The following is a 14,201-nucleotide window of genomic DNA, read 5'->3' as shown; positions in this document are numbered from 1 at the left end:
TTACCCCAGACGATAGCGGTAAACAGCCTGCTCACATCAGCGCGATACCGAAGCGTTTCAGAAGCAGCGCCCAGAGTGCGAAAAGGACGAGGGTAATAGCGCAGGAGATGAGCAGCGTCAGCCAGAAGCCGGTGCGCTGTGCGCTGTGCGAGAAACGGAAACAGAACAAACATGGGCAGTGTCGGCACCACATACCAGAAAGTGTACCAGGCATGAGCGCTGATTTTTTCCTGCGTCTGCCCTTCCAGCTTCATCCAGATCAGTACCAGCACGGTGACCAGCGGTAAGGCGGCCAGTAAGCCGCCCAGGCGATCGCTACGTTTAGCCGCTTCTGAAATGAGCACGACCATAAAAGCCGTGATGGCGTATTTTGATATGAGCCAGAGCATGATGATCCTCTTGATGCCTTTGTTCGGCCGGTGAAGGCCGGACCGTTTACGATCGCCACGCTGGCATGTCAGCGCAGGCGGTTACGGCATCATCCTGCGTAGCGTGTCATCCCTGAGAAAATAGTGATGGAACAGCGCCGCCAGCGCATGCAGACCAATTAACCAGTATCCCAGCGGAGCCAGCGTTTCGTGCCAGTCAATCAGCATACTGGCAGTGGCAGGATCGGGAGAGGTTGCCACAGGCATCGATATTCCAAACAGGGCCCACTCTTTTCCGCGCAGGAAGCGCGAGCTCAGCCCGAGAACCGGCAGGATAACAAACAGCGCATAAATCAGCGTGTGAACCAGATGGGAAATACCCGTCTGCCAGCGCGCAACCGGCGGTGTGATCGGCGGTGTTTCAGACCGGGTGCGCAGCCACAGGCGGGCTATCATCAGGATCATGACGCAAAATCCTGCGGTAAAGTGGGTGACCATCACCGCATTTCGCTGCCAGGTTCCCTTCTCTGCCATCCAGCGCAGCTCAATGGTGGCGTAGGCCACGATAATCAGTAAAACCGTCAGCCAGTGAAAAAGAATTTGCGAACCCCGGTATTTCTTCAGCATAGATAAACTTCCGTCACTCTTTTTTCGTCACTATACCCGTTAATTATTAAAGATGTATTAGGCGTTTATTGGTTGCTCAGGACAGGCTATCAGACCTGTCACGCTGCCAGTGAATGGTGTGCCAGTCCGCTGGCGCAGCGGCATGTGAGGTTTACATCTGAGCTTATGAATGACCCTATCACCAGACGGCGACGCTTATACTTTCCAATAGCGATAAATCTTAAACTTAACCTGATGCGCATTCTGTAACCTGATGCAGGCACACCGCTAACGCGCTGCGTGGGGCGGTAAGTACAATCCTCACTGGAACGATTAGCCAGCCACGCACTTAAGTCAAATCCGCGCCCCGCCGTCACGGTCTGCTCACGCCTCGCTTAACCTTAGTGCCAGTGTAAATCAGAGTAAAAATAACGGGCGTTATCGTAACCTTAGAGCTCTACATTTCTCATGCAAAAACAGTAACTTCTCCTCTCATTAATGTTCGCCTATGCTGGCTGCTCACTACATTTTGCGTCAGAGGGATTTGCTATGTTATCTGTGCCCGCAACCTACAGTGCAGAGGCTGTTAATTGCCTTTACGAAGTCATCGACATACTTAACCTGAACGGCGCACGATGCCACGTTATCTTTGACAGTCAGGCCTCACGTGCCGCGGTGATCGAGGCTGATACCACAGAGCAACTCGGTGAACAGCGCCACCCTGTGCTGGCCGTGCTGGAAATGGAGCGCGTCACCCGCATTAACACCCTGCTGCGCATTAAATCATTCTGGACCGATTCAGACAGCGTTCACGCCGGGGTGGCGTCTGGCTGCCTGGCGAAAGCGTTATATAACGCGCTGACAACGAAGAAAAATATTACGCTGGTGGGATTATAAGGGCGTGTATCGAACCCTGAAGTGCGGGCCTGTTACGTCAGACAGTGGCAGGCCAGGCATCTCTGACGCGCACAGCGTTGCGTTTGATGTTGCCTCCTGACGATAAGAGCCACGTCCTCGCCATACCCACCCGCATGATTCCGGGTGACACAAAGACCCCCGGTATAGCCGGATGGTTAAAGTCGGGAATCAAATCGAGGGGAAATGGCAGAGGCTGTGACAATTAACCCCAGCAGCGGGCCTGTTTTCCGCGTCTGAGCCGTACCTTCCGACTGCGTGCTGAAAAGGTGTGCCCTTCACTGTCAGTTATCCGCGTTGCGGACACAGGCATCCCAGGCTTTTAACGCAGTTGAAACCGCCGCGTCCAGTTCTTCACCGGATGCCCCATCACGGGCTTCCGTTGACAGGCCGATCTCAAAACAGTGCAACATCATGGCAAGCGCCCGCACGTCTGTACCGGCAGCCAGTTGTCCCGCCTCTTTTGCTTTTGTGGCACATCGTAAAAACCCCGCCCTGGTCCGTTCGCGCTGGACAGCCAGAATGTTACGGATGTGGTCATTGGCGGGTGAACAGGTATTCACAGACAGCGCAATCAGGCAGCCGCTGGGATGTCCCTGCTCTGTCTGCATTTTTGCCGACCGGCGCAATGCCAGCTCGACAGCGTCACGCGGTGCAAGCGTGTCATCCCACAGACAATCGTTAACCTGACCGTAAGTGGACACATAGCAGGCGACAACTTCTTCAAACAGCGCCTCTTTCGAACCAAAGGCCGCGTAAAAACTCGGTGCGGTGATGCCATTTCCAAGGTTCGATTTGAGCATGGCAAGTGAGGTGGACTCGTAGCCATACTGCCAGAAAAGAATCATCGCCTGACGAATTGCCTCATCCCGGTCAAATGTCCGTGGACGTCCCATCTGCGCCATATCCCCTCCGTTGTCTGTTTGCCAGACATAAATACTAATCGATACAGATGTGCTTGACAAGCTGCGAGCTCGCCTATAGCTTCAGATAAATACCAATCGGTACATAAATCAGAGCGCCCGTTGCGTAAGGGTTTCCGTTCTTTCAGTGATTAAAAGAGGCTAACGTGCACACCACAGAATTTTATGAACCCACCACAAAGCGGGGCCTGCCTCTGGCATCCCTGCTGGCATTTGCCATGACGGGCTTTATTGCCATCCTGACCGAGACGCTGCCAGCGGGGCTGCTCCCTGAAATTGGAGCAGGCCTGGGCGTTACCCAGGTGATGGCAGGCCAGCTGGTGAGCATTTATGCGCTGGGATCGCTGATCGCGGCGATCCCGTTGACGGTGCTGACCCGTGGCTGGCAGCGTAAAACAGTGCTGCTGCTGGCCGTGGGCATCTTTCTGATTTTCAATACCATTACCACTTTATCGTCCAGTTACTGGCTGACGATGGCGGCCCGGTTCATGTCGGGTGTGGCTGCCGGACTGGCATGGGGGATTCTGGCAGGCTATGCCCGCCGACTCGTTCCTGTTGCGTTACAGGGCCGCGCACTGGCTATTGCAATGGTTGGCATTCCTGTTGCGCTGTCACTGGGCACGCCCGCAGGCGCATGGCTGGGCAGCGTGATGGGGTGGCGAGTGCCCTTTGGGATCATGGCCGCGCTGGCAGTGATTCTTTTTATCTGGACGTGGGTCGCGGTTCCCGACCTGCCGGGACAGCAGGCTGACCGCCGTCTCCCTGTGTGGCACGTGTTCATGATGCCCGGCGTCAGACCGGTTCTGGCGGTTATCTTTCTCTGGATGACGGCACACAACATTCTTTATACTTTTATCGGCCCGTTTCTGCAGTTGTCGGGACTGACAGCAAGCGTCGGCCTTATCCTGCTGATTTTTGGTATAGCGGCCCTTGTCGGCATCTGGATTACCGGAATACGGGTAGATCGCCATTTGCGCAATCTGGTTCTGTTTAGTCTGGCGGCACTGGCGCTGGTCTCTGCGGTTCTCACCGCAGGCATGCGCGAGCAGGTTGTAGTCTTTCTGGCGGTCGTGGTCTGGGGGGTGTCGTTTGGGGGCGCGTCAACGCAGATGCAGACGGCCGCCGCCGACGCGGCTGGTCATCATGTCGATGTCGTCCAGGCAATGGTCACCACCGCATGGAATCTGGCTATTGCCAGCGGCGGCGTCATCGGTGGTCTGCTACTCAATAGTGCCGGTGCAACCTCATTCCCCTGGGCGCTTTTGGCCTTTATGGCTGTCGCGTTGATCATCGCCCTGCGCGCGAAAAAGTATGCGTTCAGGCCGGGCATCAGAGGTCGCGCCGCAAAGTGATAAAATCCAGCGACGGGTGATCGCTGCCCATAGCCTTACGACAGGGATCTCTGCCCGATTGCAATTTTCACCTGAGGTTTCGCCTTCAGACTGACGCTAAAAGGGTCCGCTTTGTGCCTGCTGGATGCTTTCAGACTTCGCGAATGGGGTATTGCGGCAGGTCATCTGACGGATGGCGTAATTCACCATCATTATGGCGCGGATGGAATATATCATGCAGATCTGTTCAGATATGATGCCCGATTAAGTCCTGCATGATATTCACTTCCGGAATCTGAAAATGGCACGAAACCGTACTTTCTCCCTCAATATCAGCTGGCAAACATTGCTTAAAGACGCAGGCCTGACGCCCGGAGATATTCTGCGCAGGGCGCACCTGCCAGATGATACATTTTCAGGAACCGATCGTGGTCTCACGACAGATGAATACATTCGCCTATGGCATGCACTTGAAGCCGGAATAAATCATCCGGCGTTTCCCCTGCCCCTGGTGGAAAAGGTTTCTGCTGAATCTTTTGACCCGCCGCTTTTCGCGGCGTTATGCAGTACCAATATGATGCAGGCAGTCCAGCGGCTGGCCCGATATAAGCAGCTCATTGCCCCGATGATGCTGGAGACAGCCGTTGATGATAATGGCTGTCTCATCGTTTCACCGCGCTGGTTATCAGCCACAGACATTCCCGTGTCTTTACAAATCGCAGAACTGGCCTTTCTGCTGAAGCTGGCCCGACTGGCAACACGTGAACCGATTATGGCAGCAGGCGTCATGCTCCAGCAGCTTCCCACGGACGCACAGGCTGGTCACGTTACCCGGTTCTTTGGTACCCGCATTTCGCAAGGCGAAAAGCCAGCTATCCGCTTTTCTGCTGCTGATGCCCACAGACCTTTTTTAACGGTAAATGAAGGAATGTGGCAGATATTCGAGCCAGAGCTGCGCCGCCGTCTGAGTGAGCTGGATGTAACGGCCACAACCTCTGAACGCGTCCGGGCGGTACTTCTGGAGTTGCTGCCGGGTAACGAGGCCACTATAGAGAAGACAGCAGAGCGTCTGGGTATGAGTAAACGCACGCTACAGCGCAGACTTGAGGATGAGGGTGAGAATTTTCGCACTCTGATCAATACCAGCCGCGAAAACCTGGCCCGCCACTATCTGCGCAATACCAGACTGCCCGGCTACGAAATTGCCTTCCTGCTGGGTTTTGAAGATCCGAATTCATTCTACCGTGCTTTTATGGCCTGGACAGGCCAGACGCCTGAAACCGTCAGGGAAGCCATGCGTTTCAATTAAATGAGAGCATCATGACAAATCGTGTTGTATTGCTGGCCGGTGCCACAGGTCTCACAGGTGGACAGCTCCTTCAGCTCCTTCTGAATGATCCGGACGTCATCTGCATCCATGCACTGAGCAGAAAGCCACTCAAAGTCAGTCATCCAAAGTTACAGGTTCATCTCGTCGATTTCAGGTCACTGGGGCAGCTTCCCCATGCAGACGAAGCCTATCTTGCACTGGGTACAACAATCAAAGTGGCAGGCAGCAAAGAGGCGTTCCGGGCTGTGGATTTTGAGGCTAATATGGCCGTTGCAGAGGCCGCTATACGCGCCGGGGTCAGCCGTATAGGGCTGGTCAGCGCCAGCGGTGCCAACGCCAGATCGTCTGTGTTTTACACGCGGGTCAAAGGTGAGCTGGAGGAGGCGCTCAGAGCACTGCCGCTCACCACGCTGGTTATTGCGCGACCCGCTTTATTGCTCGACTACCGTGCGGGACTGGGTCAGCCGGTGCGTCTGGGGGAAATTATTTCCATCCCGATAGCCAGACTGTTATCTCCCGTTCTTCCCGGAGCTTACAAACCAGTGAAGGCTCTGGCTGTAGCACGGGCCCTGACACAGACGGTCCCTGTGACGAAGGGGATAGTTATCCTGTCCTCCGATCAGTTAACAGAACGGGGAACTGTGACCGGGTGAAATGAACATTCTGTTCATAGTTACCACTGCTGTTGATGGTCTGCTCGCACTTCGGCTACGGTACTGTTGAACCTTCCGCGAGGAGGCACATTTCAGGCAGCCAGCACCCTCTCAAGCGTTTTAGAATATGGGTGTGGCTTCCTTTGCTGAGGTATCCAGCCTGTCCCGTTTAGCGCGGGTTCCCGAAGATGAGGGGCTGTAAAACAGCTATCGAAAAACTGCCACGCATCAGGTCAGCGTATTCCCGCTTAGCTCAAAAATGGCGCGCTTTCTGCAACGAATGGCACCTTCAGCAAGAAGTCTGGCGTACAACGCAAGACATTCCCGGCATGGGTTCAGGCAAACTAAACGCCGTTCATTCATTGAGGTGCCTATGTTTACTCAGGAAAAGAAAACCGCGCTGGTCACCGGCGCATCGTCCGGGATGGGTAAATCCATCGCCCGCCGTCTGATACAGGATGGCTATCAGGTTTACGTTGCGGCCCGCAACGTTGAAAAGATGGCCGACCTGGTCAGTCTTGGTGCCCGACCGCTGCGGATGGACATTTCTGTCGATGAGGACATTGTCTCCGGTGTAAAAACAATTCTGAGCCAGACCGGCGGTGTTGATGTGCTGGTTAATAATGCCGGCTTTGGCCTCTACGGCCCGGTAGAAGAAATCGGGATTGATGAAGCCCGCTATCAGTTTGAGGTCAATCTGTTTGGTGCCGCACGGCTGACACAGTTGTTGCTCCCCGCGATGAGAGACAGACGCTCCGGACATATTGTGAACATCACCTCCATGGGCGGCAAAATGTACAGCATTCTGGGCGCCTGGTATCACGCAACTAAACATGCGCTGGAAGGCTGGTCAGACTGCCTCAGGCTTGAAGTCGCGGGTTTCGGGATAAAAGTAGTGATTGTTGAACCCGGTGTCATAGAGACGGGTTTCGGCGATGCCGCCAGTGACACGCTTATCAGACGTTCGGCCAGCGGTCCCTATGGACACCTTGTCAGTATCGTGTCTGCCGCGATAAAGAAAACTTACGGGCACGGCACAGGCAGCTCACCAGAAGTCATTGCAGACGTCGTATCCCGGGCAGTGAAAAGCAGCAACCCGCGTACCCGGTATGCGGCCGGTAAGTTTGCAAAGATGCTCATCCGCATGCGCGTCTGGCTGGGCGACCGCATCTTCGACCGTATTATTCTCAGTCAGATACGCTGAAAGACGGTCAGCGCTGATACCGGTTCATCGCATAACGTGTGTCATAACAGTAAGTCTGATTCATCACCGGCACCGCACGGGGCTTCGGGCGCAGTCCGGGCGTTTCCGGTGTGACAGGTGCCCTGGCGGGTCCGGCTTAGGGATTTTGTCATGTCTCGAAGCAGGCAGCAGAGACCCGGTATAAAAGGCTGGCAACGGAAGTCAGGTAACCGGCGAAGCCATTTTAAGGCCCCGCCGCCAGACGTAACCTGATTCAGAAAAGTCAGCCCACACTTATGACGATTTTTCCAAACGCGCCGTTGTCGAGTTGTTCCAGCGCTTGTGGCAGTTCGCCGAAGCGGAAGGTTTTATCAATGACAGGCCTGAGTCTGATGACGTCCACAGCCCGAACCAGATCCTCAAGCGCCCGCCGGTGGCCTACGCCAATGCCCTGCACAGTCGGCGACTTGAGCAACAGCATGCCGCCGGGGACGGTAATGTCGTCTGTGTCCATCATGCCAATCAGGGAGATTCGGCCGTGTGAAGCGACGGCGCGAACAGAATCTGCAAAATTACGTCCTCCGACGGTATCCACAACGTGGTCGATGCCTCGATCGCCGGTCAACCGGTGAATAGCGTCGACCCAATCCTCACGCGTGCGGTTAATTCCGTGATCGGCACCGAGTGCCCTCGCAGCAGCCAGCTTCTCATCGCTGGATGAGGTGATAAATACCTCGGCTCCCACTGCTTTACCAATCTGAAGTGCGAAAAGCGCCACGCCACCGGTTCCCTGAACCAGCAGGGTTTCACCTGCCCTGAGGCCTCCGCGCTCAATCAGTGCAAACCAGGCGGTCAGGCCTGCACAAACCAGCGTGCTGGCTTCCGCATCGGACAGCGACTCAGGTGATTTGACCAGCCACGCTTCGTTCATGACCACGTATTCAGCCAGTACGCCCTGAAGCGCGTACCCTGTGGTGTCATAACGCGGGTTTCTGGCATCGTTATGAAGTTTGCCGTCGATCCAGTCCGGGAAAAAAGTCGATATAACGCGTTCTCCCGGACTGAAGCGGGTTGTGCCCGGCCCGACAGCCTCCACCACACCAGCCATGTCCGACCCTGGGGTAAAAGGCAGAGGCATGCCATTACCCATTCCGCCTTCAATAATGACCTTATCCCGGAAGTTAAGGGAGATGGCGTTCACCCGAACCAGCACTTCGTTCGGCCCAGGCTGAGGGATCTGAGCTGCCGTAAGGGTCAGGTTCTGACGACCGGGCTGATTTAAGGTCCAGCGTTGCATTGTGCGAGCCATGATGATTCCTGATGGGGTGATTAAGAGACAGTCAGAATTCTAGCATTGCCATTTAAGTGACAGTGAAGATAGTATTTCCCTTAATTGGTTCCCCCAGGGCGACAATATGAAAAGCGAAATGAACAGCATTCCTGTTTTCGTGACTGCTGCGGAGTCAGTGAGTTTTTCGCAGGCGGCTGAAAAACTGCACGTCACACGTTCAGCCGTCGCTAAAACGGTATCCCGGCTTGAAGAGAGGCTGGGCGTTACGCTTTTTAACCGAACCACCCGCAGCCAGAGTCTGACCGACGAAGGCACGCTTTATTACGAAGCCTGCCGTCGGGCGCTGGATGAAATCAGCATGGCGGAAGACATTCTGGAAGGTGGCAAGCTGCAGGTAAGCGGAAAACTGCGGGTATCTGTTCCGGTTCTCCTCGGTCAGTTGTGTGTGTCACCCCTGCTGGCCGCTCTGGCGAAAGAGCATCCCGCACTGGAGCTGGAAATGTCATTCAGCGACCGGCCCGTGGATTTGCAAGAAGAGGGATTTGACCTGGCTGTCAGAATCGGCGCACTGCCTGACAGCACGCGTCTCATCGCGCGGGATCTGGGTTCTCACACTATGGTGTTCTGCGCGTCGCCTGATTACCTTCGACAGGCTGGCGAGCCGGTTTCGCTGGATGAGCTGAAACAGCATGCCGCCGTCGCCTACATCCGTTCCGGGCGCATTCTTAAGTGGCGCGTTAAAAATGAAAAGGATGAGATAACGGATTTAATCCCACCAGCCCGATTTATGATGGATGACATGCAGGCGGTCAAAGATATCACCCTGGCAGGCGGCGGCATCGCCTCACTGCCCTACTGGCTGGTGCGCGAGGAACTCGTGAGCGGCAGCCTGACAGAAATATTAAAAGACCGGTCTGCAGGACGCTGGCCTGTCTATGCTGTATGGCCGCGCACGCCGCATCTAACCCTGAAAGTCAGGCTGGCCGTGGATAAACTGGTGAGTGAATTTCCGGCGATGATGGCGACGCTTTGAGGCCGGGCACGGCCAGAGACAGATGTTCAGGTCGTCCCGATGTTGTCAGCGTCTTTTTCAACTGTTCACGTACCGTCGAGCCCAGCTTTCGCCATTCCATTAATGCCTGCTCGTCAAAATCCAGTAAATGCACTATCAGAGGTCATCGAGCGTCATACGTACTGGCTGAGGATTGCGAAGACGTTCTTTTACACTCTCAATAAACTCTGCGGTTATAAGTGTCTGTCTGAACGGCAAACGTTCATTGTCAGCGATATATTCAAGCATGAGACGAAGCGTCAGAGGGAGTAATACCCATTTTTTTCAAGTGCAGTAAAAGAACGCGCTTTGAGTTCATCATCAATACGTAAATTAATGCTACCCATGTCTTACACCTCATGTCATTACAAATATTGCGCTACAACATACCAGGGCAGGTCATGAGGATGTCCAAACGCGTCGTATGAAGGGTGCTCACCGTCCGCTCTGTGTCAGATCCAGACCCTGAAAGGTTTCGGTTCGATGCGCCCCGGTTCAGACTATGTTTCATTGAAGCCATCATTCTGCGATGTACAGAGCTTCCTCTTTTATTAGCGGGTAGAGCGTGACCTCTCAACGCTTTTAATACCGTTGATATTCCTTTCATGGCACTGTTTAAAGCACTTAGCGAATCGAATAAGACCTGATTCTCAAAATTCGAAAATAATTTACGCGGCACCGGGGAGAGATCACACAGAAAAGGGCCTTTATTATCTGCATCATTAATAAAGTAACGTTCTTTCACCAGTACGGTCCGTTTCCCTTTAAAGCCTGTCGTTCTGACGGACTGGATGCCTGCTTGCTGCTCATGGCAGAGAGCAGGCTCGTTACCGTTTATAAGAAGCAGGTCAACCGCGCCTGATTTCAGGCGGGTGAATACCTGCCCTGCGCGTTCACCTCGTCATAACCGCGTGCCGACAGAAGCTGAAATTTCAGTATCTCGCCCGGCTACTGCTGAGGTGCGGCAACACCGCGGGTGGCAGCAACGATGACGGGGCTGTCGGCTCGTCATTCAGCGTTCGCAAAAATGACCCGGCCCAGTGATGATTGTTCTGCATATGCAGGCCTTTCAGCAGACGGGCATGCAAAGAGCGCCGTTCGTGTAAAGGCATCTGCAGAGCGCGATGGACCGCACTGGCCATTGCATCAGGATCATAAGGATTGACGATAATGGCCCCCTCCATCTGATCGGCGGCACCGGCAAACTGCGAGAGGATCAGCACCCCAGGATTTTTCGGGTCCTGCAGGGCAACATACATTTTCGCCATCAGGCTCATACCCGCCATGAGGGGCGTCACCAGCGCAACGCGTGAGGCACGATAGAGACCGGCCTGCTCTTCCCGGCTGTAAGCGTGAGTCAGATAGTTAACCGGATACCAGTTCATGGTGCCATGCACGCCATTAAGCTCACCACACTGCGCTTCCAGCGCGTGTCCGAGTTGTGACGCCGCGTGTGCATGTCCGGCTGAGGGCGGCGCAAGCTGCAACAGCGTAATATTTTTCTGATAGCATTCATGCCTTCGCAACAGCACTTCCAGCGTGCTGATGCGGTAAGGCAAGCCCGAACTCTCATCCAGGTGGCCGCCGCTGAGTACGCTATTTTCGGGCAGACTTTCGCGGCACTGCATTTCCATAAAGGCGCAGCTGTTACTCTCGCGCAGAGACTCAACATCGTCCAGGTCAATCCCGACCGGAAAGACACCGACTCTGATGATCCGGCCATGAACGCGAAAGCTGTCCGCTTCCAGCCGCTCCAGCCGGAATTCGCTCTCCAGCCAGACGAGGAAGTTATTCCTGTCCTGCACGGTCTGAAAACCAATCAGGTCACAACACAAAAGCGAGTCGGTGAACCAGCGCCACTCCGGGATGCTTTCAAACATTCTGCCCGCCGGAAAAGGCTGATGCAGGAAAATGCCGACGGAGTTGGTCAGGCCCTCTTCACGGATAAAGGTGGCACAGCCCAGCAGGTGATAATCCTGAAGCCAGATAACATCGTCAGGGGTGGCATTTTCACAGATGGCGCGCGCATACGCTTTATTGATGTTTTTATATTCCTGAAATCCACTTGCAGAAAAACGGGCCATGTCCGGGCGCTGATGGAAAACAGGCCAGAGCCCCTTATGAATATAAGTGTGATATCCCTCTTCAAGCTCGGCTGGCGTATAGGGAAACGTGACCGTTTCATACTGACCCTGCTGCTGCGCGGCGTAAGATCTTGCCCCCTCATGCGGGACAACGGTGCTTTCACCATTCCAGCTAATCCAGAGGCCGCCCTGACGGGAGAGTATTCCGTCATAGACGGCAGTAAGCGTCGATCGTTGCGATTGATTGTGAGAAACAAGAATAAGGCCTGACATGGTGAATTCCTTAAGCGAGTGCTGTGAACAGGTAACAGAACCTGGTATACAGCGGCTGTGAAGCTGAGGTCGGAGGATAAACTGGAGAAGACCACTCATAAGTGCGCCCTGTCGGCTTAATGCCTGCTGGCACTTTTTACGTCAGACGGGTCATACATCCCGTCGTGCAACGTCATCCCCCAGACGCCGGGCAGCGAGGGAAATGCACTGAAGCCGTTGCGCTCAAAAAAGTCCGGCACGGGTTCACCCATCGCAATGATGCTGCGGCAGCCCCTGGCACCGGGATGAGACAGGCAGCAGCGCAGCAGCCACGAACCCAGCCCGACAAAGCGATACTCCTGAGAAATATAAAGATTCCGGATTACCCAGGTTTCAGCCATGTCAGTGACGACCCGGGCAAAACCGATTTGTCGGCCATTACGGTAAAGTCCGAAACAGAGGCTGCTGTTCAGCGCCAGAATCAGCGCACGACTGTCCGGGATCGTTGTGCCCAGCCATTCAGCTATCAGGCGATAATTCAGTAAGGCCGGATCGGTACTGGCTTCAATGGCATCCCGAAACCATTTGCGGGGCGAGATAAGGCGCAGGCGCTGCTGCTCAGCCAGATCGGCGAATGCCGCCTCGCGGCATCCAGGTATGGACCAGGGCTTATTGATGCATTTCATTCACGGCTTCCTGAAGAAAGGCGCTTACGCGCCCGGTGCCGTTAATTAAACCGCCAGGTCTGTAAAAATGGCGTAAAAAGAGCCCGTTGGGGTGTAAAAACGCTGCAAATCATCTGCCTGCTTTACGATCAGCGGTCCGGATGACGCGCAAAGTCAGTGAATGGAAGTCAGGGAATTTAAACGGTTATGAATGATGTCGTGAACGGGCCCTCTGGCAAAGGCAGGCGAAGCAGTAACGTTAATCGCGCCTGAAAAAGCTGAATGCGAAACAGAGGTTCGCTGACTACAGACACCTTTCCGGCACCACTTCGATTTGAGTCAGGAACCGGTGCAACAGGCACTGAGGATCGCGATGAAACGGGTGATTATGCCCGAAAGCTTCAACCATTTATCACATGCGACCTGTCGCCCCTGAAGTAACGCACAACGTTATCAAATGCGGTTCTGAAATAGTGCGCATAGCTGGCCTGTTCAACATATCCCAGATGCGGCGTACACAGTACATTTGGCATCTGCAGGTAAGGATGCCCGGTGTTGTACAGGGGTTCTTCTTCATACACATCCAGTGCCGCAAAGCCGGGCCGCCCCTGATTCAGGGCAGCCAGCAACGCGCCTTCTGAAACCAGTTCAGCACGGCTGGTATTGACGAACAGCGCATCACTTTTCATCAGCGCAAGATCGGCTGGTGTAATGTTGCCCTGCGTTGCCGCCACCAGTCGCTGATGCACGGTTAACACATCGCTGGTGGCAAAAAATTGCGCCCGACTCTCAGGCACCCTCCACCCGTCAGCACGCGCCTCTTCCTGAGCACGCAGACTTCCCCATATCTGCACCTGCATCCCAAAAACGGCGGCATAGGAAGCAATACGTTTACCAATTTTCCCATACCCCAGAATGCCGATGACCTGATTATGCACCGCCGAACCGGTTTCTGTTTGCCAGTGCCCCTGCGCCATTGCCTTCACCGATGAGACGAATTTTCTTCGGGATGCCATGATCAACAGCCAGGTTAACTCCGCAGGCGCAACCGGAGAGCCGCTGCCTTCCACAAGGGCGACGCCCGCCCGTGTACATGCATCAATATCAACATGCCTCGACAGCTTGCCCGTCTGACTGATCAATTTCAGATTTGGAGTCCGTCGCAGAAAGGCCTCATCGATCACCGTCCTTTCGCGGATAAGAATTAATGCTTTTGCCGATGATAGCCGTTCATCTGCCAGCGGATCCCTGCTGAGATCGCCCAGTACATCGCACTGAAAATTGTTATTGCTATGGAGGAAATTCAGCGTCAGTGTGGCACGCTGATAATCATCTGGAATAACAATACGAATGGTCATCAGGAAACCTCATTATTAAAAATTTTTGCTCACCGCTAAACATCAATTAATAACGCCTTTACCCGACTGACGTTTGCCAGACTCATTACCTTTGTTAATATTCAATCTTCAGCTGTGTTATTTTTAACCGGGCATTTAACTCCCCCTTTCGATAATAGCGAATGCTCGTCTGGCTTTCCTCTCCCGTCTTA

General features: G+C 54.3%; 12 protein-coding genes and 3 pseudogenes. 6 read left to right on the top strand and 9 right to left on the bottom strand.

The window, feature by feature from the left end:
- Window positions 1-31 precede the first annotated feature (31 nt).
- Both N5J69_RS06185 and cybB read right to left on the bottom strand, forming a co-directional pair.
- A pseudogene (locus tag N5J69_RS06185) lies at window positions 32-389 on the bottom strand (DUF3147 family protein).
- An 81-nt stretch (window positions 390-470) separates the two neighbouring features.
- Window positions 471-995, bottom strand: coding sequence for a cytochrome b561 (cybB, locus tag N5J69_RS06180; protein WP_279768845.1), 525 nt, complete (start codon window positions 993-995; stop codon window positions 471-473).
- Between the two features lie 528 nt (window positions 996-1,523).
- On the opposite strand from cybB, the gene N5J69_RS06175 reads away from it, so the two are divergent.
- A complete protein-coding gene (locus N5J69_RS06175; RefSeq protein WP_279768843.1) occupies window positions 1,524-1,871 on the top strand; it encodes a hypothetical protein in 348 nt (115 codons plus the stop codon).
- A 302-nt stretch (window positions 1,872-2,173) separates the two neighbouring features.
- Here N5J69_RS06175 and N5J69_RS06170 read toward each other — a convergent pair whose 3' ends face one another.
- Complete coding sequence (locus N5J69_RS06170) at window positions 2,174-2,794, bottom strand: TetR/AcrR family transcriptional regulator (protein ID WP_279768841.1); 621 nt, start codon at window positions 2,792-2,794, stop codon at window positions 2,174-2,176.
- A 164-nt stretch (window positions 2,795-2,958) separates the two neighbouring features.
- On the opposite strand from N5J69_RS06170, the gene N5J69_RS06165 reads away from it, so the two are divergent.
- The 4 genes from N5J69_RS06165 (at window position 2,959) to N5J69_RS06150 (ending at window position 7,330) form a co-directional block, all read left to right on the top strand.
- Complete coding sequence (locus N5J69_RS06165) at window positions 2,959-4,164, top strand: MFS transporter (protein ID WP_279768839.1); 1,206 nt, start codon at window positions 2,959-2,961, stop codon at window positions 4,162-4,164.
- A 280-nt stretch (window positions 4,165-4,444) separates the two neighbouring features.
- Window positions 4,445-5,452, top strand: a complete 1,008-nt coding sequence (locus tag N5J69_RS06160; RefSeq protein WP_279768838.1) for an AraC family transcriptional regulator — start codon at window positions 4,445-4,447, stop codon at window positions 5,450-5,452.
- An 11-nt stretch (window positions 5,453-5,463) separates the two neighbouring features.
- Window positions 5,464-6,126: an NAD(P)H-binding protein gene (locus tag N5J69_RS06155; RefSeq protein ID WP_279768836.1), complete on the top strand. Its 663-nt coding sequence runs from the start codon at window positions 5,464-5,466 to the stop codon at window positions 6,124-6,126.
- Window positions 6,127-6,499: 373 nt separating this feature from the next.
- Window positions 6,500-7,330 (top strand): oxidoreductase, encoded by an 831-nt coding sequence (locus N5J69_RS06150; RefSeq protein ID WP_279768834.1) that lies wholly within the window; start codon window positions 6,500-6,502, stop codon window positions 7,328-7,330.
- A 262-nt stretch (window positions 7,331-7,592) separates the two neighbouring features.
- On the opposite strand, the gene N5J69_RS06145 is transcribed toward N5J69_RS06150, so the two are convergent.
- Window positions 7,593-8,618: an NAD(P)-dependent alcohol dehydrogenase gene (locus N5J69_RS06145; protein ID WP_279768832.1), complete on the bottom strand. Its 1,026-nt coding sequence runs from the start codon at window positions 8,616-8,618 to the stop codon at window positions 7,593-7,595.
- Window positions 8,619-8,724: 106 nt separating this feature from the next.
- On the opposite strand from N5J69_RS06145, the gene N5J69_RS06140 reads away from it, so the two are divergent.
- Window positions 8,725-9,633: a LysR family transcriptional regulator gene (locus N5J69_RS06140; protein WP_279768829.1), complete on the top strand. Its 909-nt coding sequence runs from the start codon at window positions 8,725-8,727 to the stop codon at window positions 9,631-9,633.
- Window positions 9,634-9,679: 46 nt separating this feature from the next.
- Here N5J69_RS06140 and N5J69_RS06135 read toward each other — a convergent pair.
- From N5J69_RS06135 to N5J69_RS06115, 5 genes and pseudogenes are all read right to left on the bottom strand, one after another.
- Window positions 9,680-9,769 (bottom strand): annotated as a pseudogene (locus N5J69_RS06135) (type II toxin-antitoxin system mRNA interferase toxin, RelE/StbE family); the annotation flags it as partial.
- A pseudogene (locus N5J69_RS06130) lies at window positions 9,769-9,998 on the bottom strand (type II toxin-antitoxin system RelB/DinJ family antitoxin). The pseudogenes N5J69_RS06130 and N5J69_RS06135, both read right to left, overlap by 1 nt.
- A gap of 585 nt (window positions 9,999-10,583) precedes the next feature.
- Window positions 10,584-12,008, bottom strand: coding sequence for a trehalose-6-phosphate synthase (locus N5J69_RS06125; RefSeq protein WP_279768828.1), 1,425 nt, complete (start codon window positions 12,006-12,008; stop codon window positions 10,584-10,586).
- Between the two features lie 116 nt (window positions 12,009-12,124).
- Entirely contained in the window at window positions 12,125-12,673 is a 549-nt protein-coding gene (locus N5J69_RS06120; RefSeq protein WP_279768826.1) for a GNAT family N-acetyltransferase, read from the bottom strand.
- A 380-nt stretch (window positions 12,674-13,053) separates the two neighbouring features.
- A complete protein-coding gene (locus tag N5J69_RS06115) occupies window positions 13,054-14,010 on the bottom strand; it encodes a D-2-hydroxyacid dehydrogenase family protein (RefSeq protein WP_279768824.1) in 957 nt (318 codons plus the stop codon).
- Window positions 14,011-14,201 lie beyond the last annotated feature (191 nt).

It is taken from the genome of Pantoea sp. GD03673, from assembly GCF_029844725.1.
Taxonomy (GTDB): domain Bacteria; phylum Pseudomonadota; class Gammaproteobacteria; order Enterobacterales; family Enterobacteriaceae; genus Pantoea.
Note: the sequence above shows the minus strand (reverse complement) of the source record. Positions and strands in the feature narration are given on the sequence as shown.